The following is a 20,160-nucleotide window of genomic DNA, read 5'->3' as shown; positions in this document are numbered from 1 at the left end:
CTTGAAACGGACTCTTTCGCGAATCGCAGTCTGTAACCAAGATACACAACTCAAGCAGAAGGTTCGAGCAGCAGGGCTGCGACCACGTTTCTGCCCTCTCCGGCGAGGATGTTGTAGGTGCGGCAGGCGGCCTGCGTGTCCATGGTTTCCAGCCCCATTCGCTTGGCCATCAGCGGCTGCAGCCAGGCGGGCGGCGGAAAGCGATTGCGCGAACCGCTGCCGAAAATGATGAGTTCGGCATCGAGTTCGGCCAGTTGCGCGAAATGCGCGGGCGTCAGGTCTTCGAAGTGCGTGCAGGCCCATTCCTGGCGCAGCCCGCGGGAGCCGAGGATCAGGCTGGTCGTGAGCTTTTCGCCATCCACGCCGATCCAGCCGGGGCCGTAGGCGCTGATGTTCTGCGTTTCGGAGCGGTCGGGCTGGAATTTCATGCGTCGGGGGCGGGGTGCGCCCGTTCGGGGAGAAAGGGTGCGCTGCAAGGGGCCAAGGGCCCCGGGGCGCTGCGGGAACTGTGGTCAAATTATAAGTTTCGCCAGAGAGGCAATGCCCTCTGGCGGGTCATCCCGCCCCGTGTCCGGCCCTCCGCTTTTTTCTGCCTGCGCATGAAGACCATCCATAAATCCGCAAAGCTCAGTAACGTTCTCTACGATGTCCGGGGCCCGATCGTGGACGCGGCCAAGCAGATGGAGGACGAGGGGCAGAAGATCATCAAGCTGAACATCGGCAACCTCGCGCCGTTCGGCTTCGACGCCCCCGAAGAGATCCAGCAGGACATGATCCGCAACCTGCCCAACTCGGCAGGCTATTCGGACAGCAAGGGCATCTTCGCGGCGCGCAAGGCCGTCATGCACTACAGCCAGCAGCAGGGCGTGGTGGGCGTGACGCTCGACGACATTTACCTGGGCAACGGCGCAAGCGACCTGATCGGCATGGCCACCAACGCGCTGCTCGACGATGGCGACGAACTGCTGGTGCCCGCGCCCGACTATCCGTTGTGGACGGCCGTCGCCAGCCTGTCGGGCGGCAAGCCCGTGCACTACGCCTGCGACGAAGCCAACGGCTGGATGCCCAACCTGGACGACATCCGCGCCAAGATCACGCCCCGCACCAAGGGCCTGGTGGTCATCAACCCCAACAATCCCACGGGCGCCCTGTATTCCGACGAACTGCTCAAGGCGCTCGTGGAAATCGCGCGCGAGCACGGCCTGGTGCTGCTCGCCGACGAGGTGTACGACAAGGTGCTGTACGACGGCGTGAAGCACACGGCGATGGCCAGCCTGTCCACCGACGTGCTGACGCTCACTTTCAATTCGCTGTCCAAGGCCTATCGCTCGTGCGGCTACCGCGCGGGCTGGATGGTGATCTCGGGCAACAAGGAAGTGGCCCGCGATTACATCGAGGGCATCAACATGCTCGCCAACATCAAGCTGGGCTCCAACGTGCCCGGCCAGTGGGCCATCCAGACGGCGCTGGGCGGCTACCAGAGCATCAACGACCTGGTCCGGGAAGGCGGGCGCCTGCGGCGCCAGCGCGACCTGGCCTATGAACTCATCTCGGCGATCCCGGGCGTGAGCTGCGTGAAACCCAAGGCGGCGCTCTACATGTTCCCCCGCCTGGACCCCGCGATGTACCCCATCGCCGACGACCGCCAATTCTTCATGGAGGTGCTGCGCGCCACGCGCGTGATGCTGGTGCAGGGATCGGGCTTCAACTATCCCGATCAGCAGCATTTCCGCATCGTGTTCCTGCCGCACGAAGACGATCTGCGGGTGGCCATCGGCCGCCTGGCGGACTTCCTCGCCAAGTACCGGCAGCAGCACGGCACCGTTTGAGTCCGTACTCCTATTTTCATAGCTGCCGGCGCTTATATATCAAGCGCTGCAGTGCAATTTGACTGGTAATTCGATCATGAAACCGATCCAAGTGGGCCTGCTGGGCATTGGCACCGTCGGCAGCGGCGTCTTCAACGTGCTGCAACGCAACCAGGAAGAAATTCGCCGCCGCGCCGGCCGTGGCATCGAAATCTCCATGGTGGCCGACCTGGATGCAGCGCGCGCCAAGACCGTCGTGGGCGACACCGCCCAGGTGGTGAGCGATGCGCGCGCCATCATCGCCAACCCCGACATCGACATCGTGGTCGAGCTCATCGGCGGCTACGGCATCGCCAAGGCGCTGGTGCTCGAAGCCATCGCTGCCGGCAAGCACGTGGTCACGGCCAACAAGGCGCTGCTGGCCGTGCACGGCACCGAGATCTTCGCGGCCGCTTCCGCCAAGGGCGTGATGGTGGCCTTCGAGGCCGCGGTGGCCGGAGGCATCCCCATCATCAAGGCGCTGCGCGAGGGCCTCACCGCCAACCGCATCCAGTGGATCGCCGGCATCATCAACGGCACCACGAACTTCATCCTGTCCGAGATGCGCGACAAGGGCCTCGATTTCGACGTGGTGCTGAAAGAGGCGCAGCGCCTGGGCTACGCCGAAGCCGATCCGACCTTCGACATCGAAGGCGTCGATGCTGCGCACAAGGCCACCATCATGTCCGCCATCGCCTTCGGCATTCCGGTGCAGTTCGACAAGGCCTATGTGGAAGGCATCACCAAGCTCGGCGCGGCCGACATCCGCTACGCCGAGCAACTGGGCTACCGCATCAAGCTGCTGGGCATCGCGAAGCGGCGCCAGGTGGCGGGCGCCGCGTCCGGCCAGGTCGATGGGGTGGAGCTGCGCGTGCACCCCACGCTGGTGCCCGCCAAGCGCCTGATCGCCAACGTGGAAGGCGCGATGAACGCCGTGGTCGTGCAGGGCGATGCTGTGGGCACCACGCTCTACTACGGCAAGGGCGCGGGCAGCGAGCCCACCGCCAGCGCCGTGATCGCCGACCTGGTGGACATCGCCCGCCTGGCCTCGGCCGACCCGGAACACCGCGTGCCGCACCTGGCCTTCCAGTCGCACACGCTCGACCAGGCCATGGGCACGCTGCCCGTGCTGCCCATGAGCGAAGTCGTCACCAGCTACTACCTGCGCCTGCGCGTGGCCGACGAAGCCGGCGTGCTCGCCAAGGTCACGGGCCTGCTGGCCACGGCCGGCATCAGCATCGATGCCGTACTGCAACGCGAAGCCGACGAGGTGGGCGGCGAGGGCTCCACGCAGACCGACCTGATCATCCTCACGCACGACACGCGCGAGGGCACGATGAACGACGCCATCGCGCAGATGCAGGCCCTGCCCACGGTGCTCGGCCCCATCACCCGCATCCGCAAGGAGGAGTTGAACTGATGCTGTACCTCTCGACCCGCGGTCACGCAGACCGCAAGCATTTCTGCGACATCCTGCTGGAGGGCCTCGCGCCCGATGGTGGGCTGTACCTGCCGGAGCGCTATCCGCAGATCGACGACGCGGCGCTCACCCGGCTGCGCAAGGCATACCACGAGCAGGGCTACGCGGAGCTGGCCTTTCAGATCCTGTCGCTGTACATCGACGACATTCCGGCGGCCGACCTCAAGGCCCTGTGCGAGAAGACGTACACGGCCGAGGTGTTCGGCACCGGCGAGATCGTGCCGCTGCGCCACCTGGAAAACAGCCTGTGGCTCGAAGCCCTGTCCAACGGCCCCACGCTGGCCTTCAAGGACATGGCGATGCAACTGCTGGGCAACCTGTTCGAGTACGAACTGGCGCGCCGCGGCGAAACGCTCAACATCCTGGGCGCGACCAGTGGCGACACCGGCAGCGCGGCCGAGTACGCCATGCGCGGCAAGAAGGGCGTGCGCGTGTTCATGACCAGCCCGCATGGCCGCATGAGCGCGTTCCAGCAGGCGCAGATGTTCAGCCTGCAGGACGAGAACATCCACAACCTCGCCATCGAAGGCGTGTTCGACGACTGCCAGGACATCGTCAAGGCGGTCAGCAACGACCACTCGTTCAAGCGCCAGTACAAGATCGGCACCGTCAATTCGATCAACTGGGCGCGCCTGCTGGCGCAGGTCGTCTATTACTTCGCGGGCTACGTACAGGCCACCGACACGAACGACCAGAAGGTGAGCTTCACCGTGCCGTCGGGCAACTTCGGCAACGTCTGCGCCGGCCATGTGGCGCGCATGATGGGCCTGCCGATCGATCAGCTGGTGGTGGCGACCAACGAGAACGACGTGCTGGACGAGTTCTTCCGCACGGGCGTCTATCGCGTGCGCGGCAGCGCCGACACGCACGAGACGTCGAGCCCGTCGATGGACATCAGCAAGGCCAGCAACTTCGAACGCTTCGTGTTCGACCTGCTGGGCCGCGACGGCGCGCGCACGCAGGCGCTGTTCGGCGATGCCCTGTCGCGCGAGGGCGCGTTCGACCTCAGCGCCGATCCGGCCTTCGCCGATGCCGCCGGGCGCTACGGCTTCGTGAGCGGCAAGAGCACGCACGCCGACCGCATCGCGACGATCCGCGACACGTTCCAGCGGTTCGGCGTGACGATCGACACCCACACCGCCGATGGCGTGAAGGTGGCGCGCGAGCACAACCGGCCGGGCGTGCCCATGCTGGTGCTCGAAACGGCGCTGCCGATCAAGTTCGCCGAAACCATCGTCGAAGCGCTGGGGCGTCCGCCCGAGCGGCCGGCCAAGTTCGACGGCATCGAGGCGCTGCCCAAGCGCGTACAGGTCATGCCGGCCGATGTGGGCCTGGTGAAGGCCTACATCAGCCGCCACTGCGCCTGAGTGCGAAACAGGCCGCTGCCGCAGTATTCAATGGATGTATCGCTATTAATTTAATAGCAAAACTCGAAAGGTCGCCATGAAGGTCGTGGGCTTTGCCGGGTTTTCGGGCAGCGGCAAGACCACGCTGATCGAGCGGCTCATCCCTGCGCTGCGCCAGCGCGGCCAGCGCGTGTCGGTGGTCAAGCATGCCCACCACAAATTCGATGTCGATCACCCCGGCAAAGACACCTGGCGCCACCGCGAGGCCGGGGCGTTCGAAGTGGTGGCCGCCTCGGGCCGGCGCCTGGTGCTCATGCGCGAGTTCGAGCACCCGCCCGTCGAGCCGACGGTCCATGGCCTGCTGGCCGAACTGGACCCGCGCGTGGACTGGGCCCTGGTGGAGGGTTTCAAGGAATGCGACCTGCCCAAGGTGGAGGTGTGCAGGCTCCCGCCCGATGGCACCGAGCCCGTGGTGCGCTACCCCGAAGACCCGTTCATCGTCGCCATCTCCACCGACGCGCCCGGCCGCCTGCCGGTGCCCACCGGCCTGCCCGTCTTCGACGGATGGGCCGGCCCCATCGATGCCCTGGCCGACTGGCTGATCGCCCAGGGGCCGCGTTTCGAATATGTTCCGCCGCCACCGCTTGGAGCCCCTTGAATGTCCTCAGCCCCCCGCCCCCCGATGAAACCCCTGAACGAGGCGCTGGCCGATCTGCTGGCCCATGCCACGCCGCTTGACGGCACCGATACGGTGGACGCCTTCGAGGCCGACGGCCGCGTGCTGGCCGAGGCTGCCGTCTCGCCGCTGCAGGTGCCCCCGCATGACAACAGCGCCATGGACGGCTATGCGCTGCGCCGTGCCGACGTGGCCGCGCCGGGGGCGCCATTGCCGGTGTCGCAGCGCATCGCTGCTGGCAGCGCGGGCGAGCCGCTGGCCGCCGGCACGGCCGCGCGCATTTTCACCGGTGCACCCGTGCCGGCCGGGGCCGATGCGATCGCCATGCAGGAAGACTGCGAGGCGCTGGATGGCGATCGCGTGCAGATCAATGCCGTTCCCGCCGCCGGCCAGTGGATTCGCCGGGCCGGCGAAGACATCGCATTCGGCGCCGAGGTGCTGGCCGCGGGTACGCGGCTCAACCCGGCCGCCTTGGGGCTGGCCGCCAGCATTGGCCTCGCGCGGCTGACCGTGGCGCGGCGCCCGCGCGTGGCGCTGTTTTCGACGGGCGACGAACTCGTCATGCCCGGCGACGTCGCCCCCGGCCAGATGCCGCCCGGTGCCATCTACAACAGCAACCGCTTCTTTCTGCGGGCGCTGCTGCAGCGCCTGGGCTGCGCGGTGACCGACCTGGGCATCGTCCCCGACCGGCGCGAGGACACGCTGGCTGCGCTGCGCAGCGCAGCCCGAGCGCATGACCTCATCCTGACCAGCGGCGGTGTCTCGGTGGGCGAGGAAGACCACGTCAAACCCGCCGTCGAAGCCCTGGGTCGCCTGGACCTGTGGCAGATCGCCATGAAGCCGGGCAAACCGTTCGCCTACGGCCGGATCGGTGCCGCGCACTTCATGGGGCTGCCGGGCAACCCGGTGTCCAGCTTCATGACCTTCGCCGTGCTGGTGCGCCCGTTCCTGCTGCGGCTGCAGGGCGTGCAGGCGGTCGTGCCCCAGGGCGTGGCGGCCACGGCCCACTTCGACTGGCCGCGCGCCGACTGGCGACGGGAGTTTCTGCGCGTGCGGCACAACGCCGCAGGCGGGCTGGAACTGTTCGCGCACCAGGGGTCGGGCGTGCTCACCTCGGTGGCCTGGGGCGACGGCGTGGTGGACAACCCGGTCGGCCAGACCATCGCGCACGGCGACACCGTGCGCTTCATCCCCTGGGCGGAGCTGCAGTCATGAACGTCACCATCCGCTATTTCGCCGCGATCCGCGAAGCCGTGGGGCAGGGCAGCGAGACCGTCTCCACCCAGGCGCCCACGCTCGGCGCCCTGCGCGACGAACTCATCGCCCGCGGCGAACCGTGGGCGCAAAGCCTGGGCCGTGGCCGCGCAGTGCGCATGGCGCTCGACCAGACGCTGAGCGATGAATCCGCCGCGCTGGCCGATGGGGCGGAAGTGGCGTTCTTTCCCCCGGTCACGGGCGGCTGAAGCGTCAGGACCCGCGGACCTCAGCGGGCTCGGCGCCCTGCATGGCCGCCAATGCGCGCCGCAGCCGCTGCACGAGTTCCGGCGAGGCCGAGGTCATCGGTGATCGCAACTCGTCCGCCATCCACCCCTCGGCCGCCAGCAACGCCTTGATCGGCGCAGGGTTGGGTTCGGCAAAGAACGCGTCCACCCAAGGTGTGATCGTCTGCCACTCCCTTCGGGCTTGCGCCAGATCGCCCGCCGCGATGGCGTCCAGGCAGGCGACCCACTGCGCTGTCTGCCAATGCGCGCTGGCGGCGATCGCACCGGCACCGCCCAGGGCGACGGTGGTGAATGCCTGGGCGTCTTCGCCGGCCAGGATCTGCAGGGCGCCGTCCGCGATCAGCGCCTGCGTCTTGGCGGGGTTGCCGCCGCAGTCCTTCACGGCGCGGATGTTCGGGTGGGTTCCCAGGCTTCGCAGCGTGGCCAGCTCCAGCGTGGCCCCGGTGCGGTAAGTAATGTCGTAGAGGATGAGCGGGGCCGCGCTGGCATCGGCAATCGCCTGGAACCACTGTTGAAGCCCCGCCTGGGACGGTCGGATGGCATAGGGCGCCGGCACCAGCAGCCCTGCCAGCGGCTGTGCGCTCAGATCGCGCACGCGCGACAGCACGTGGCCCAGATGGCAGCCCGACAGGCCCATCACCACCGGCAGGCCGGCCGCATGTTCGATCACCGTGGCGAGCACGGCGTCCTGCTCGCGCACATCGAGTGCCCCCACTTCCCCGGTGGAGCCACAGGCCATGAAGCCCGCGATGCCGGTGCCGCGCAGCCGCTGCACCAGGGCCTTCAAGGCGGCATGGTCCACCGCGCCCTGGCGAAACGGCGTGACGAGTGGAATCCAGAGCCCCGAAAAATCGCCGCGCGAACGGGGCGCAGGACCGTCGAGGTTGCTGGTGGAAACAATGAAAGAAACGGAATCTGAACGCACGGGAACATCCTTTCGAACAACGACCGAGGGAGCCGTCCAGGGATGCGTGCGCCGACCGTCATTGCGGCAGGCCGAAAAAGGAGAAGGGGGAGGGGTGCCTGCCGCGCGGTTCCGTCGCTCATCCGGACGGAACCGCAGCTCCGGTCAGATGAGCTGGGGTTTTTTGGCTTTGCCTGCGCACGCCACCGCGGACCGGATGGTCAGCGGGAGCGAATGGGAGTGCGAAGGCATGGCGGGCAGTATAGAGCGGTCACGCCGGCACCTGCGCGCCTGCCGTGGCGCTTCGGTGCTCATGTGCTCATGTGCTCGGCAAGGTTAAGCCGGAGCAGCGTCGCCCGGCGCAGTGTCGATCGACGTGTCGGGCAATTCCGGACAGCGCCATTCCAGCAGCTCGGCCAGGCGCAGCACGATCCAGCGGGCCTCGCCCGGCGCCACGCCCGACTCGGCGCCAGCCAACCCGGCGTGGATGCGCAGCAGGATTTCGGCTTCTGACGGCGCCTGCACGTGGTACAGCGTCTGCGCCTGCTTCACGAGGTGGCAGGCCAGGTCTTCGCACAGTTCGTAGCGCGCGCGCACCACGTCGGCCGGCTCGGACAGGCGCTGGCGGGCATCGCTGTACACGCTCAGGAACGAGGGCGGGACGTGGATCTGGTTGTCGTCGTACATGGCGCGCGAAAGGCTTGTGGGTTCGTCTGGTCGTTCGTTCGTCGGATCGGTCAGTCGGGCGTGAAAAGGCGCTCGAAACGCTGGGCGTCCTCGGCCAGCTCGAACGTGGCGAGCTGGCCCATCTTGCCGTCGGCCAGGCGGTGGGCGGCGAACAGGCTGTAGCGGCCCCGCAGGTCGTAGCTCGGCAGATCGATCAGCGCGTAAGGATGGGGCTGGAAGACCTCGTGCTCGAACACCACGCGGTGCTGGTTGCGCGGGGACGGAAAGAGCTTGTAGCGGTCGGTGGTGACGGTCTGGGTGGCCATGCGGAACTCGGGCGAAAGGGGCGGCGGCGGGTGGCGCGCTCGGCAGAAGGCGCAGCGGCATGCCGTGGAAGCTGGGCACTTTAGCAAAGGCGCTGTTTGCCCGGTGCTGCCCGGCCGCCGGGTTTCCCGTGACAATCGCGCTTTGCGAACGCACATACGCATACACGCAAGCACGCACCAGGACAAGGACAACGCCGCATGGCACGCAATTCGAAAGACAAAGACGAGTGGGCCGGCAAGGTCTTCGCCCTCATCCAGGGCGGCAACACCCAGGCGGCCATCGCGCAGGTGAAGGTGGCGCCTTCTGTGGCCGACGTGGTGCGGCTGCAGGCCATGCTGGCGCGGGTGGCGGCGTCTCCGTCGCGCCGCCAGCTCGACCAGATCATCGAGGAAGAGCGCGGCATGCTCTCCGCCCCGCGGCTGCACCGCTCGCCGTAAAGAGACGCCGGATCGCTCTTTCCAAGCCATGCCGTCTTCCGCCGCCATGACACCTTCGCCCCGCGTTTCCGTCCAGACGCAGGATTTCGACGTGTCCGCCGAGCTGGCCGCCCTGCGCGCGGGCGACGCCCGGGTCGGGGCGGTGTGCTGCTTTGTCGGCACGGTGCGCGACCGCAACGCGGGCGACGCCGTGGCGTCGATGGAGCTGGAGCATTACCCCGGCATGACCGAAAAATCCATCGAAGCCATGGTGGACGAGGCCCTGCGCCGCTTCGAGCTGTTCGGCGCCCGGGTGGTGCACCGCGTCGGGCTGCTGCAGCCGCAGGACCAGATCGTGCTGGTGGCGGTGACCTCGGCGCACCGCGGGCAGAGCTTCCAGGCGTGCGAGTTTTTGATGGATTACCTCAAGACGCAGGCGCCGTTCTGGAAGAAGGAAGCCACCCCCCAGGGCGCGCGCTGGGTCGACGCCCGCGAGAGCGACGACGCGGCGCTGGCGCGCTGGGGCATTGCGGCGGTTCCCAACGCGGCAGAGGGTTTTTAGTGAAATTGGCATCCAGCGCATATTCCACTAGGGTGTATTGCTATCAATAAGTGAGCAGATCGATTTTTCTGGCTCGCTTTGCCGATGGAATGGCGATGTTCTGCCGCACGGTGCCGCGGGCGTGTGCACGCTTGAAAAGCATCGCCACCTCCCCCAAATACATCGCAATTCGGAGGACATTGCAACCATGCGTCTCGACAAATTCACCACCAAGTTCCAGGAAGCCCTGAGCGATGCACAATCGCTGGCCTTGGGCAACGACAACGCCTACATCGAACCCGTGCACATGCTGGTCGCGATGCTGCGCCAGGAAGACGGCCCGCGCGCGCTGCTGCAGCGTGCTGGCGCCAACGTGCCCGGGCTGCTCTCCGCGGCCGAAGCCGCCGTCAAGCGCCTGCCGCAGGTGCACGGTCGGGACCAGGTGCAGGGCGGCCCCGAGCTGGGCCGCGTGCTGCAGGCCACTGAAAAAGAGGCCATCAAGCGCGGCGACCAGTTCATCGCCAGCGAGCTGTTCCTGCTGGCGCTGATCGACAGCAAGGGCGATGCTGCCCAGATCGCCAAGGACAACGGGCTGACCCGCAAGAGCCTGGAGGCTGCCATCGACGCCGTGCGCGGCGGCCAGAAGATGGACAGCGCCGAGGCCGAGAGCCAGCGCGGCGCCTTGACCAAATACTGCCTGGACCTGACCGAGCGCGCCCGCATCGGCAAGCTCGACCCCGTGATCGGCCGCGACGACGAGATCCGCCGCGCCATCCAGGTGCTGCAGCGCCGCACCAAGAACAACCCCGTGCTGATCGGCGAGCCCGGAGTGGGCAAGACCGCCATCGTGGAAGGCCTGGCCCAGCGCATCGTGGCTGGCGAGGTGCCGGAGTCGCTCAAGGGCAAGCGCGTGCTGTCGCTCGACATGGCCGCGCTGCTGGCAGGCGCCAAGTACCGCGGCGAGTTCGAAGAGCGCTTGAAGAGCGTGCTGAACGAACTGGCCAAGGACGAGGGCCAGACGATCGTCTTCATCGACGAGCTGCACACCATGGTCGGCGCCGGCAAGGGCGAGGGCGCCATGGATGCGGGCAACATGCTCAAGCCCGCCCTGGCGCGCGGCGAGCTGCACTGCGTGGGCGCGACCACGCTCGACGAATACCGCAAGTACATCGAAAAGGATGCGGCGCTGGAGCGGCGCTTCCAGAAGATCCTGGTGGGCGAGCCCACGGTGGAGGCGACCATCGCCATCCTGCGCGGCTTGCAGGAAAAGTACGAGGTGCACCACGGCGTGGACATCACCGACCCGGCCATCGTGGCCGCGGCCGAGCTGTCGCACCGCTACATCACCGACCGCTTCCTGCCCGACAAGGCCATCGACCTCATCGACGAGGCGGCGTCCAAGATCAAGATCGAAATGGACTCCAAGCCCGAGGTGATGGACCGGCTCGACCGTCGGCTGATCCAGCTGCAGATCGAGCGCGAAGCCGTGCGCCGCGAGAAGGACGAGTCTTCGCAAAAGCGCTTCGCGCTGATCGAGGAAGAGATCGCCAAGCTGCAAAAGGAAATCGCCGACTACGACGAGATCTGGCAGTCCGAAAAGGCCCAGGCGCAGGGCAGCGCGCACGTGCGCGAAGCCATCGACAAGCTCAAGTTCCAGATCGAGGAATTCACCCGCAAGGGCGACTTCAACAAGGTGGCCGAGCTGCAATACGGCAAGCTGCCCGAGATGGAAAAGCAATTGCGTGAGGCGCAGGCCAAGGAAGCCGGCAAGGACGGCGCATCGAGCGCCCCGCGCCTGTTGCGCACCCAGGTGGGCGCCGAAGAAATCGCCGAGGTCGTGAGCCGGGCGACGGGCATTCCCGTGGCCAAGATGATGCAGGGCGAGAAAGACAAGCTTTTGCAGATGGAAGACAAGCTGCACGAGCGCGTGGTGGGCCAGGACGAGGCGATTGCCGCCGTGGCCAACGCCATCCGACGCTCCCGGTCTGGGCTGTCCGATCCGAACCGGCCGACGGGGTCGTTTTTGTTCCTCGGCCCCACGGGCGTGGGCAAGACCGAACTGTGCAAGGCGCTGGCGGGCTTCCTGTTCGACAGCGAAGACCACCTGATCCGCATCGACATGAGCGAGTTCATGGAAAAGCACTCGGTGGCCCGTCTGATCGGCGCGCCGCCCGGCTACGTGGGCTATGAGGAGGGCGGCTACCTGACCGAAGCCGTGCGCCGCAAGCCCTACAGCGTGCTGCTGCTCGACGAGGTGGAAAAGGCGCATCCCGACGTGTTCAACGTGCTGCTGCAGGTGCTGGACGATGGCCGCCTGACCGATGGCCAGGGCCGCACCGTGGATTTCAAGAACACGGTGATCGTGATGACGAGCAACATCGGCTCGCACCTGATCCAGGCGATGGTCGGGCAGGACGTAGACGACATTAAGGAAGCGGTGTGGGGGGAACTCAAGAACCATTTCCGACCCGAATTCCTGAACCGCATCGACGAGACGGTGGTGTTCCATGCGCTGGACGCGAAGAACATCGAAGCGATTGCACGCATCCAGTTGCAACTGCTCGAAGCACGCCTGGCGAAAATGGACCTGCATCTGCAGGTGTCCGACACGGCCCTGGCCGAGCTGGCCAAGGTAGGCTTCGATCCGGTGTTCGGCGCGCGGCCGCTCAAGCGGGCGATCCAGCAACGGCTGGAGAATCCGCTGTCGAAGCTGCTGCTGGAAGGCCGGTTCGCTCCCAAGAGCGTGATTCCGGTCGATGTGGACCCGGTGCTCGATCCGGGCGTGTTCCGGTTCGGCGAAGCCCTGACGCAGGGTTGAGCCGGGCCTTCTCAGGAAAGGACGTGGTTTGAACGATTTTGCAGCCGGGTTGATCCGGTGGATATTGCGCTTGGCCGTGGTGGTCGTCGGCGTGGTCTTTTTCCTGAGCCTGCTGGCCGTGGCGGCACTGCTGGCCGTGGTCTGGGGCGCGCGTGCCTTGTGGGCGCGTCTCACGGGCCGGCCCGTCACGCCCTGGGCGATGCGCATGGATCCGCGCACCGGCTGGAGCACGGTGTACCGCAGCACCGCACGCTGGTCGGCCGCACCCGCCGGCCGTCCGGTCGCGGACGGGCCCGCCGAGCCGGTCGTCCGGTCGCGCGAACTGCCCGGCGCCCGGGATGTGACCGACGTCCAGGCACGCGACGTTTCCTGATCGGCCTGGCCGCGATCTTCCGTTGATCGCGTCACCCGGCCTGGCGGCCTGGCCGACGACGCGCAGGTGTCCGGCTGCGCGCTTATGCATTAGCGTCTGAGCCCGGCACGCCGTGTTTTCGTCGGCGTGTGCAGACATTACGGACTATTTCCGCGAATGAGGCACTTGGAGACCTGGGTTTACAGGCCGTTGCAAGGGCGCTGCCTATGATGCGTGCAATGACCCCTGCCGATATCCGCCACCAGTTTGAAATCCAGCGGCGCGCCAGCCGGGACCATGCCGATGTGCCGTTGCTGGTGCGCCGCGAGCGCCTGCTGCGCGTGCGCAAGATGCTGGATGAACACGGTCCGGCGCTGGCCGCGTCCGTGCAGGCCGACTTCGGCATGCGGTCCCCGCGCCTGACCGAAGTGGCCGATCTGTTCGTGCTGCGCGCACAGTTATCCCACACGCTCAGGCACCTGGCCCGCTGGGTAAAGCCCCGCAAAGTGTTCACGCCGCTGTTTCTGCAGCCGGCGCATGCGTGGATCCAGCGCCAGCCGCTGGGTGTGGTCGGCGTGATCGCTCCCTGGAACTACCCCGTGCAGCTGGCATTGGCACCGGCCATCGGTGCGCTCGCGGCCGGCAACCGGGTCATGCTCAAGCCGAGCGAACTCACGCCGCACACCTCCGCCCAACTGGCATCGCTGGTGTCGCAATTTTTCTCGCCCGACGAGTTCTGCGTGGTGCAGGGCGATGCCGCCGTAGCGGCGCTGGTCGCGTCGTTGCCGTTCGATCACCTCGTCTTCACCGGCTCTACCGCTGTGGGGCGCAAGGTGGCTCAGGCTGCTGCCGTGCACCTGACGCCGACCACGTTGGAGCTGGGCGGCAAGTCGCCCTGCATCATCGATGCCGGCTGCGATCTGCAGGACGCGGCGCTCAAGATCGCGCACGGCAAGCTGCTCAACGCCGGGCAGACCTGCATCGCGCCCGATTACGTGCTGCTGCCGCGTGGCAGCGAAGCCGCATTCGGCGAGGCCTACCGCGCTGCGGTGGCACGGCTGTTTCCGTATTTCGAGGGCAACCCCGACTACGCCTCCGTCATCAATCCGCGCCAACTGGCACGCCTGCGCACCATGCTGCAACAGGCCCAGACGCAAGGGGCCGACGTGCAGGTGCTTGAGCCCGTGCCGGGCTCGCCGCCACCGCCCGCGCAGGGCATCGGCGACGGCGTGGGGCGCCAGATGCCGCCGGTGCTGGTGTTCAACGCGAGCTTGAACATGCAGGTGATGCAGGAAGAGATTTTCGGCCCCGTGCTGCCCGTGCTGGGCTACGAACGCCTGGACGACGCTATCGCGCACATCAATGCCGGGCCGCGGCCGCTGGCGCTGTACTGGTTCGGCCGCAACGAGGCGGTGCGCGACGACGTGCTGCGCCGCACGGTGAGCGGCGGCGTCACGGTGAACGACACGCTGATGCACATCACGCACGACAACCTGCCGTTCGGCGGCGTAGGCGACAGCGGTTGGGGGGCTTACCACGGCGAGGCGGGCTTTCTGCGCTTTTGCCACCAGAAGTCGGTGCTGGTGCAGTCGCGCTGGTCTTTGGGGGCCGCGCTCTACCCGCCGTACGGAGCGCGTTTCGACCGTGTCATGGGGCTGCTGCGCCGCTGGCTATAGCCGCCAGCGGGCCCGGCCGCAGGGCCGCGGACATCCCAGGGCTGGAGTGGAAAAACCATTTGCGGCGACAATGCCGCTCCTTTCGTTTTTTCATCCCCTGTTTCGTTCCGTTTTTTCCATGTCCAGTATCCAGGTTCGTCCCGCCACGCTTCGCGATGCCAAAGCCATTGCACAGATCCATACCGTTTCCGCAGCCGAGGTATACCGTGGCTTGTTGCCCGACGACCAATTGAAATCCCTGTCCTCGGTCGAAAAGCGCCAAGCCTATTGGCGCGAGGCCATCGAGTATTGCGAGCCCCAGGTCCAGGTGGCGGTGGACGGCGACAAGATCGTCGGCTTCGTCGGTTTCGACCGCTCGCGCGATGAAAAATCCCGCCCCACCACGGGTGAAATTTGGGCCATCTACGCCGCCCCCACGCACTGGAGCCAGGGCGTGGGCGTGGCCCTGTGGGACGCCGCCCGCGACGGCCTTCAGGAAGAGGGCTGCACCAACGTCACCGCTTGGGTGCCGCTGCGCAACGAACGCGCGCTGCGCTTTCACGAGCTGGCCGGTTTCAAGCGCGAAATGTCCACGGCCAAGACCGCTGTGGTCGGCGGTGTGAAGATCGAGGAAGTGCGTCTCAAGCGCCCCTTGAACTGATTCGCCAAGCTCGCCAAGCCGCTACCTTCAACCTTTTTTTGCATTGCACCGCATGATCCACTGGACCGAGAACGACGAGGACCGCTCTGCGCCCTGGCGCAGCGAAAGCGGTGCCGCCGCGCCCCGCCGGGTGGCACTGGCCGACGACACGCTCGCGGCCGACACGGCCTATCGGCTGGCATGCGAGGGCACGGGCCTGCTGTGGCGCGGTGATTTTCAAAACGCCCGGCACCTGCTGCAGGCGCTCATGCGCCGTGCGGACAAAAAGCCCAAGGCCGCCAAAGCGGGCCGCAAGGCCCAGTCCAGTGCGGCCGCTGCCGCAGCGGTGGGGCCGGCCCATGCTTTCCACCTGCACCGCCAGTCCCAGGCACAGCGCGCGCGCCTGCTGGGCATGCTGCTCGTGCCGGTCGAGGGCGACCACACCATCGCGCTGCGCCGTGCGCCCGATCTGCGGGAGGCCTTCGCCGAAGCCTGGGGCAAGCCCGATGGCGCGGCCTGCGTGGTGTCGCTGCGCGAGGTGCTTGGCCTGGTCGGTGCGCACGAGTGGCGCAAAAAGGGCGTCGAGATTCCAGCATTGGGCACGGACCAGGCGCCGCGCCGCATCCATCCGCACTACGGCGTGTTCTCGCCCGTTCGGGGCGAGTACGTGGATCTGGTGGCCCAGGCACCGTTGCCCGCCACCGATCTCGCTTTCGATATCGGCACTGGCACCGGCGTGCTGGCGGCCGTGCTGGCCCGGCGTGGCGTGCAAAAGATCGTGGCAACCGATCAGGACCCACGCGCTTTGGCCTGTGCGCGCGACAACGTGCAGCGGCTGGGCCTGGCATCGAAGGTCGAAGTGCTGGAGGCCGATCTGTTTCCTTCCGGCCAGGCGCCGCTGGTGGTGTGCAATCCGCCGTGGCTGCCCGGCCGCGCCAGCTCGTCCATCGAGCACGCCGTGTACGACGAGGACAGCCGCATGCTGCGCGGCTTCCTCACAGGTCTCAAGGCGCATCTTTCGCCGGGAGGCGAGGGGTGGCTGATCCTGTCCGATCTGGCTGAGCACCTGAGCCTGCGGTCCCGCGCGCAATTGCTCGAATGGATCGCCAGCGCCGGCCTGCAGGTGGTGGACCGGCACGAGGTCCAGCCCCGCCATGCGAAGGCGATGGACCCTGCGGACCCTCTGCATGCAGCGCGATCGGCCGAGCGCACTTCGCTCTGGCGGCTTTCCGCCTCCTGACCATCTGGGTTTTCCACTCTCAGGCGACGTTTGCCGGTAGCGGTGGTCGCGCTTTGTAGCGTCAGTAGCCTTGCCGATCACGCTGGCAGCAGTTGCTCCATGCGTTCCCGCACGGCGGCGGCACGCTCGGGGCCTGCCAGCAGGGTGATCTCGTCCAGCAGGGCCTCGCTCACGTCCAGCATGCTGTCGCGGTTGCGTGCGCCACGGAGCGCTTCGTGGAAATTTCGGGCCAGATCGGCATTGCGGCGCGCGAACATGCGCTCGCAAATGTCGAACAGGTACATGCGGGCGCCGGCGAGCGAGCGCAACGCATTCGATGGCGCGGGTGCGTCGCTCGCTGTCGTAGTGGGCGCTTCGGCGGGCGGGGCCGCAGCGGCGGGGTTTGCCAGATAGCCCTGGCGCATCAGCTGCTCCACGATCTGGGCGCCGATGCCGTTGTACATGGCCTGCAGATCCTTCAGCGACCGGCCATCGGCCAGCAGCAATAAGGAGCGTTCACGCAGGCTGAGGGTGCGCACGCCGGGAGACAGTTCCAGGCGGGCCTTGTCGGTTCTCAGGAGCAGCATGGAAAGGGCTTAGGGTCAGGCGAAAGCCTGATTGCAGCGCAGTCGCGTGACGCTGCGATGACTCGAGGGCAAGCCCTTTCGCCACGGTGGGTTCGCATCGCCAGCAGGCTTCAACCCTTGATCGGGGCCAGGGCTTGCATGCTGACGGCATCGATCGCAAGGGCCTGCAGTGCTGTCAGGAGGCGGTGGTATTCTCGCGGGCTTCGCCCTGGGGGGAGAACTCATCTTGATGGACATTCAGTGAATAAGAAAACAGCAATCGGCGCCGCAGTAGCGCTCGTGGTCGTCGCGTATGGCGGTGCCACCTGGTACATGGGACAACGTGCACAGGCCAGCTATGACGAGGCGCTGGTCGAACTGCGCAAGGCTGTCGGCCCGCAAGCGATCGTGTCGGAGGAATACCGCAAGGGTTTCTTCACGTCGCAAGCCAAGCTGGTGCTGCAGTGGACGCCGCCCGCCGCGGCCACGAAGACCGATGCCGGCGCACCGGCATCCCCACCACTGCGGTTGGTCGTGGACAGCACGGTTCACCATGGTCCGTGGGCAGGGCGCCGTTTCGCAGCCGCCGTGGTGGATTCCCGCTTTGCGCTGGAAGGCCTGGACCCGAAGGTCACGAAGGAACTGGAAAAGGTGACCGCGCCCACGCTGACCACCGTGCACCATCTGTCGGGCAGCCATGACCTGCGTTTCCTCGTGCCTGCAGGCGAGATCGGCAACGAAGAGATGACGATGCGCTGGCAGGAAATGGTCAGTGAGATGACCCTCAATGGCGACCGCACGCGCGTCAACGGCACCTTCCAATGGCCTGATGTGTCGCTGGTCGGCCTGCCAGGCACGCCGGGTGAAAAGGATGATGAGGAAGACGAAGAAGAAAAGGCCAAGCCTGCTTCGCGCATCGCCTTCGGCTTCAAGGGCATGGAAGGGAAGTTCGAGTACCAGGTGATCGACGGGATGTGGCTCTTCGCCCCTGGCACCGGCACGATGCGCTTCGCGCAGATCGACGCCAGCAGCACGCCGGCAGCCGGTGGTGCGGCGACTTCGATCATGGCGCTGAAAGACGTGGCCGGGTCATCGACCATCGAGAACAATGGCACGACAGGGAACATCGCGACCTCGCTCAACGGCAAAGGCAGCGTGGGCCCCATCGAATTCGAATCGATCGGGTTCGAAGAGAAGTTCCAGCGGATCGACGTGCAGACGATCAAGACCTTGCAGCAGGCGTTGATTGAGGAATACCGCACCGATGGCGTGGCGAAGGCCACCGCCAAGGTGGAGGACCGCTGGCTGACCCTGCTGCAGGAAAGCGCGCCCCGCCTTGTGGGCGCTCTTCCTGCCTACTCGATGAAGATCCTGGCCACGTACAAGGGCCAGCAGGGGCAGCTCGAATACGGCGCCGAAGTGCAGCGCGCGCCGACGGCCGAAGAAGTGGCACAGACCGGCTGGCAAGCTTCGTTGATCAAGGGATCGACGCTGAACGCCAGCATGCGCCTGCCAAAGGCCTGGCTCCCACCCATCGCCCAGGCCGTCGGCCAGAAGGAGATGAAGGCCGAAGACATGGACGCCATGATCGGCATGGCCCAGGCGGCCGGTTACCTGCGCCAGGAGAGCGACAACCTGGTCAGCGTTTTGAAGATGGAAGCTGGCCAGGTCAAGCTCAATGGCAAGGCCATCGATTTGCCGAAGGGCGCTTTCTAAGCCCCGCGCCTGAGCCACGGAGCGTTCTGCTCAGCAGGACGCTCGCCTTCCGTGATTGGCAAATCGCACGGTAAACACCCAAGGGGCAGCAGATATGCTGCCCTTTTGCTTTGTTCGATGCCGACCCAGCGTTTCTTTTTCTGCCCGATGCAAGCGAGGTGGACGCTGGTCTGAATGCCGCGCAAAAAGCGCTTGGCAAAGGCTTTCGCGAAAATTGGTGGCCAGCGCTTTTGCCCTTCTCAAATTTCATGCTGCCATGACCTTGCTGCTCGCCCCGATGGAAGGGCTTCTCGACTTCGTGCTGCGCGACGTGCTGACCCGCGTCGGCGGAGTCGACCGGTGTGTGTCCGAGTTCATCCGCATTACTGGAACCCTCCTGCCCGACAAGGTGTTTTTTCGCTACATCCCGGAGTTGCGCAACGGTGGCCGCACGTTGGCAGGCGTGCCGGTGCGTGCCCAGTTGCTGGGTTCCGATCCCGGCAGCATGGCGGAAAACGCCGCGCGCCTTGCTGCCCTGGGCCCTGAGGGAATCGATCTGAACTTCGGGTGCCCGGCCAATGTGGTCAACCGCCATGGCGGTGGTGCGGCCTTGCTGAAGGAGCCTGAGCGCATCGCGGCCGTAGTGGGTGCCGTACGAAAAGCGGTCCCGTCGCATCTACCTGTCTCTGCCAAGATGCGCCTGGGCTACCACGATGCGTCCCTGGCCCGTGAATGTGCCCAGGCCATGCAGGCCGGCGGTGCGTGCGAATTGGTCGTGCACGCGCGCACCAAGGCGGATGGGTACCGGCCTCCGGCGTATTGGGAACAGATCCCCGCGATACGAGATGCCGTGTCTATCCCCGTGGTGGCCAACGGCGAGATATGGACCGTGGCCGATGCACAGCGCTGCCGCGAAGTGTCGGGCTGCAATGCCCTGATGCTCGGCCGAGGCATCGTCGCCGACCCCGGCCTGGCGCTTGCGATCCGATCAGCGGATGCTGGCGACGCGGGCGCTCCGCCGCTTCCCTGGTCGGCATTGCAGCCGCATATGGCCGACTTTTGGCGGCTGGTCTGTGAAGACCTGGAGCCACGCCAGCGGGCAGGGCGCTTGAAGCAATGGCTCAACCTGCTGCGCCGCCGTTTTCCGGAGGGCGAGGCCGCTTACCAAGTCCGTCCTGAACAATTCCGTTCTCAGCAGCAGAGAGGTCGGCGGTCAGCGGGTGCAGCGACCAGGGCTGCGATGACCGGCTGCATCGACAGCCCGAATCGGGCGCAATAAAACCGCAGCGCGGCCAGGATCAGGCGCAGGTTGTGCCCGGCCCCGCACATCACCGCATGCAGCGCATCGCCCAGCGCACCCTTGAGCGGATTGCGGCCAAGCCTGCCGTCCATCTTCATGTGCCCGATAGCCGGTTCGATGGCGCTGCGCCTTTTGATCATGGCCTTGAGCATTCGGGTGATGCCACGCTTTTGGCCTGACATCAGGATGCGCACGCCCTCGACCTTCACG

General features: G+C 66.5%; 21 protein-coding genes and 1 pseudogene. 16 read left to right on the top strand and 6 right to left on the bottom strand.

What is annotated here, in order from left to right:
* Positions 1-50: 50 nt before the first annotated feature.
* Positions 51-428 (bottom strand): Mth938-like domain-containing protein, encoded by a 378-nt coding sequence (locus BLT03_RS12350; RefSeq protein WP_092744071.1) that lies wholly within the window; start codon positions 426-428, stop codon positions 51-53.
* Positions 429-599: 171 nt separating this feature from the next.
* Here BLT03_RS12350 and BLT03_RS12345 point away from each other — a divergent pair, with 171 nt between their 5' ends.
* The 6 genes from BLT03_RS12345 to BLT03_RS12320 all read left to right on the top strand — a co-directional run bounded on the left by BLT03_RS12345 (position 600) and on the right by BLT03_RS12320 (position 6,812).
* Positions 600-1,829, top strand: coding sequence for a pyridoxal phosphate-dependent aminotransferase (locus tag BLT03_RS12345; RefSeq protein ID WP_092744069.1), 1,230 nt, complete (start codon positions 600-602; stop codon positions 1,827-1,829).
* Positions 1,830-1,905: 76 nt separating this feature from the next.
* Complete coding sequence (locus BLT03_RS12340; RefSeq protein WP_092744067.1) at positions 1,906-3,267, top strand: homoserine dehydrogenase; 1,362 nt, start codon at positions 1,906-1,908, stop codon at positions 3,265-3,267.
* Positions 3,267-4,694, top strand: coding sequence for a threonine synthase (thrC, locus tag BLT03_RS12335; protein WP_092744065.1), 1,428 nt, complete (start codon positions 3,267-3,269; stop codon positions 4,692-4,694). Before BLT03_RS12340 ends, thrC begins: the two co-directional genes overlap by 1 nt.
* 76 nt (positions 4,695-4,770) lie before the next feature.
* Entirely contained in the window at positions 4,771-5,331 is a 561-nt protein-coding gene (gene mobB / locus BLT03_RS12330) for a molybdopterin-guanine dinucleotide biosynthesis protein B (protein ID WP_092744063.1), read from the top strand.
* A 24-nt stretch (positions 5,332-5,355) separates the two neighbouring features.
* Entirely contained in the window at positions 5,356-6,564 is a 1,209-nt protein-coding gene (locus BLT03_RS12325) for a molybdopterin molybdotransferase MoeA (RefSeq protein ID WP_245711356.1), read from the top strand.
* Positions 6,561-6,812: a MoaD/ThiS family protein gene (locus tag BLT03_RS12320; RefSeq protein ID WP_092744059.1), complete on the top strand. Its 252-nt coding sequence runs from the start codon at positions 6,561-6,563 to the stop codon at positions 6,810-6,812. Before BLT03_RS12325 ends, BLT03_RS12320 begins: the two co-directional genes overlap by 4 nt.
* A 4-nt stretch (positions 6,813-6,816) precedes the next feature.
* On the opposite strand, the gene BLT03_RS12315 is transcribed toward BLT03_RS12320, so the two are convergent.
* The 3 genes from BLT03_RS12315 to BLT03_RS12305 form a co-directional block, all read right to left on the bottom strand.
* The gene (locus tag BLT03_RS12315) at positions 6,817-7,752 is read right to left on the bottom strand and encodes a dihydrodipicolinate synthase family protein (RefSeq protein WP_092744244.1); all 936 of its coding nucleotides are present in this window, start codon (positions 7,750-7,752) and stop codon (positions 6,817-6,819) included.
* A 339-nt stretch (positions 7,753-8,091) separates the two neighbouring features.
* Positions 8,092-8,442 carry a hypothetical protein gene (locus BLT03_RS12310; protein ID WP_092744057.1) on the bottom strand — a complete coding sequence of 117 codons (351 nt, stop codon included), beginning with the start codon at positions 8,440-8,442 and terminating at the stop codon, positions 8,092-8,094.
* A 50-nt stretch (positions 8,443-8,492) separates the two neighbouring features.
* A complete protein-coding gene (locus tag BLT03_RS12305) occupies positions 8,493-8,747 on the bottom strand; it encodes a hypothetical protein (RefSeq protein ID WP_092744055.1) in 255 nt (84 codons plus the stop codon).
* 198 nt (positions 8,748-8,945) lie between these two features.
* On the opposite strand from BLT03_RS12305, the gene BLT03_RS12300 reads away from it, so the two are divergent.
* The 7 genes from BLT03_RS12300 (at position 8,946) to BLT03_RS12270 (ending at position 16,410) form a co-directional block, all read left to right on the top strand.
* Complete coding sequence (locus tag BLT03_RS12300) at positions 8,946-9,185, top strand: hypothetical protein (RefSeq protein WP_092744053.1); 240 nt, start codon at positions 8,946-8,948, stop codon at positions 9,183-9,185.
* 28 nt (positions 9,186-9,213) lie between these two features.
* On the top strand, positions 9,214-9,726 hold the full coding sequence (moaE, locus tag BLT03_RS12295) for a molybdopterin synthase catalytic subunit MoaE (protein WP_434802393.1): 513 nt from the start codon (positions 9,214-9,216) through the stop codon (positions 9,724-9,726).
* Between the two features lie 187 nt (positions 9,727-9,913).
* Positions 9,914-12,523, top strand: coding sequence for an ATP-dependent chaperone ClpB (clpB, locus tag BLT03_RS12290; protein ID WP_092744051.1), 2,610 nt, complete (start codon positions 9,914-9,916; stop codon positions 12,521-12,523).
* A gap of 28 nt (positions 12,524-12,551) precedes the next feature.
* On the top strand, positions 12,552-12,896 hold the full coding sequence (locus BLT03_RS12285; RefSeq protein ID WP_092744049.1) for a hypothetical protein: 345 nt from the start codon (positions 12,552-12,554) through the stop codon (positions 12,894-12,896).
* Positions 12,897-13,114: 218 nt separating this feature from the next.
* A complete protein-coding gene (locus BLT03_RS12280) occupies positions 13,115-14,551 on the top strand; it encodes a coniferyl aldehyde dehydrogenase (RefSeq protein WP_092744047.1) in 1,437 nt (478 codons plus the stop codon).
* Between the two features lie 118 nt (positions 14,552-14,669).
* Positions 14,670-15,191 (top strand): GNAT family N-acetyltransferase, encoded by a 522-nt coding sequence (locus BLT03_RS12275; RefSeq protein WP_092744242.1) that lies wholly within the window; start codon positions 14,670-14,672, stop codon positions 15,189-15,191.
* A gap of 52 nt (positions 15,192-15,243) precedes the next feature.
* Positions 15,244-16,410, top strand: a complete 1,167-nt coding sequence (locus BLT03_RS12270; RefSeq protein ID WP_092744045.1) for a methyltransferase — start codon at positions 15,244-15,246, stop codon at positions 16,408-16,410.
* 77 nt (positions 16,411-16,487) lie between these two features.
* Here BLT03_RS12270 and BLT03_RS12265 read toward each other — a convergent pair whose 3' ends face one another.
* Positions 16,488-16,976: a hypothetical protein gene (locus BLT03_RS12265; protein WP_092744043.1), complete on the bottom strand. Its 489-nt coding sequence runs from the start codon at positions 16,974-16,976 to the stop codon at positions 16,488-16,490.
* A gap of 240 nt (positions 16,977-17,216) precedes the next feature.
* On the opposite strand from BLT03_RS12265, the gene BLT03_RS12260 reads away from it, so the two are divergent.
* The 3 genes from BLT03_RS12260 to BLT03_RS12255 all read left to right on the top strand — a co-directional run bounded on the left by BLT03_RS12260 (position 17,217) and on the right by BLT03_RS12255 (position 19,929).
* Complete coding sequence (locus BLT03_RS12260) at positions 17,217-18,671, top strand: YdgA family protein (protein WP_245711355.1); 1,455 nt, start codon at positions 17,217-17,219, stop codon at positions 18,669-18,671.
* A gap of 110 nt (positions 18,672-18,781) precedes the next feature.
* A complete protein-coding gene (locus tag BLT03_RS24470; protein ID WP_175537743.1) occupies positions 18,782-18,931 on the top strand; it encodes a hypothetical protein in 150 nt (49 codons plus the stop codon).
* Entirely contained in the window at positions 18,928-19,929 is a 1,002-nt protein-coding gene (locus BLT03_RS12255) for a tRNA dihydrouridine synthase (protein WP_092744039.1), read from the top strand. Before BLT03_RS24470 ends, BLT03_RS12255 begins: the two co-directional genes overlap by 4 nt.
* On the opposite strand, the pseudogene BLT03_RS12250 reads toward BLT03_RS12255, so the two are convergent.
* Positions 19,842-20,160 (bottom strand): annotated as a pseudogene (locus BLT03_RS12250) (IS5/IS1182 family transposase); the annotation flags it as partial. The gene BLT03_RS12255 and the pseudogene BLT03_RS12250 overlap by 88 nt on opposite strands.

The sequence above is a fragment of the Paracidovorax valerianellae genome (assembly GCF_900102625.1).
GTDB classification, from domain to species: Bacteria; Pseudomonadota; Gammaproteobacteria; order Burkholderiales; family Burkholderiaceae_C; genus Paracidovorax; species Paracidovorax valerianellae.
The sequence above is the reverse complement of the archived record's forward strand: the minus strand, read 5'-3'. Positions and strand labels throughout refer to the sequence as shown.

Coding starts and splice junctions, on each gene's coding strand:
- BLT03_RS12350 (WP_092744071.1), bottom strand. CDS start 428: ATGAAATTCCAGCCCGACCGCTCCGAAACGCAGAACATCAGCGCCTAC.
- mobB (WP_092744063.1), top strand. CDS start 4,771: ATGAAGGTCGTGGGCTTTGCCGGGTTTTCGGGCAGCGGCAAGACCACG.
- BLT03_RS12270 (WP_092744045.1), top strand. CDS start 15,244: ATGATCCACTGGACCGAGAACGACGAGGACCGCTCTGCGCCCTGGCGC.
- BLT03_RS12320 (WP_092744059.1), top strand. CDS start 6,561: ATGAACGTCACCATCCGCTATTTCGCCGCGATCCGCGAAGCCGTGGGG.
- thrC (WP_092744065.1), top strand. CDS start 3,267: ATGCTGTACCTCTCGACCCGCGGTCACGCAGACCGCAAGCATTTCTGC.
- moaE (WP_434802393.1), top strand. CDS start 9,214: ATGCCGTCTTCCGCCGCCATGACACCTTCGCCCCGCGTTTCCGTCCAG.
- BLT03_RS12275 (WP_092744242.1), top strand. CDS start 14,670: ATGTCCAGTATCCAGGTTCGTCCCGCCACGCTTCGCGATGCCAAAGCC.
- BLT03_RS12340 (WP_092744067.1), top strand. CDS start 1,906: ATGAAACCGATCCAAGTGGGCCTGCTGGGCATTGGCACCGTCGGCAGC.
- BLT03_RS12310 (WP_092744057.1), bottom strand. CDS start 8,442: ATGTACGACGACAACCAGATCCACGTCCCGCCCTCGTTCCTGAGCGTG.
- BLT03_RS12255 (WP_092744039.1), top strand. CDS start 18,928: ATGACCTTGCTGCTCGCCCCGATGGAAGGGCTTCTCGACTTCGTGCTG.
- clpB (WP_092744051.1), top strand. CDS start 9,914: ATGCGTCTCGACAAATTCACCACCAAGTTCCAGGAAGCCCTGAGCGAT.
- BLT03_RS12265 (WP_092744043.1), bottom strand. CDS start 16,976: ATGCTGCTCCTGAGAACCGACAAGGCCCGCCTGGAACTGTCTCCCGGC.
- BLT03_RS12325 (WP_245711356.1), top strand. CDS start 5,356: ATGAAACCCCTGAACGAGGCGCTGGCCGATCTGCTGGCCCATGCCACG.
- BLT03_RS12345 (WP_092744069.1), top strand. CDS start 600: ATGAAGACCATCCATAAATCCGCAAAGCTCAGTAACGTTCTCTACGAT.
- BLT03_RS12305 (WP_092744055.1), bottom strand. CDS start 8,747: ATGGCCACCCAGACCGTCACCACCGACCGCTACAAGCTCTTTCCGTCC.
- BLT03_RS12300 (WP_092744053.1), top strand. CDS start 8,946: ATGGCACGCAATTCGAAAGACAAAGACGAGTGGGCCGGCAAGGTCTTC.
- BLT03_RS12280 (WP_092744047.1), top strand. CDS start 13,115: ATGACCCCTGCCGATATCCGCCACCAGTTTGAAATCCAGCGGCGCGCC.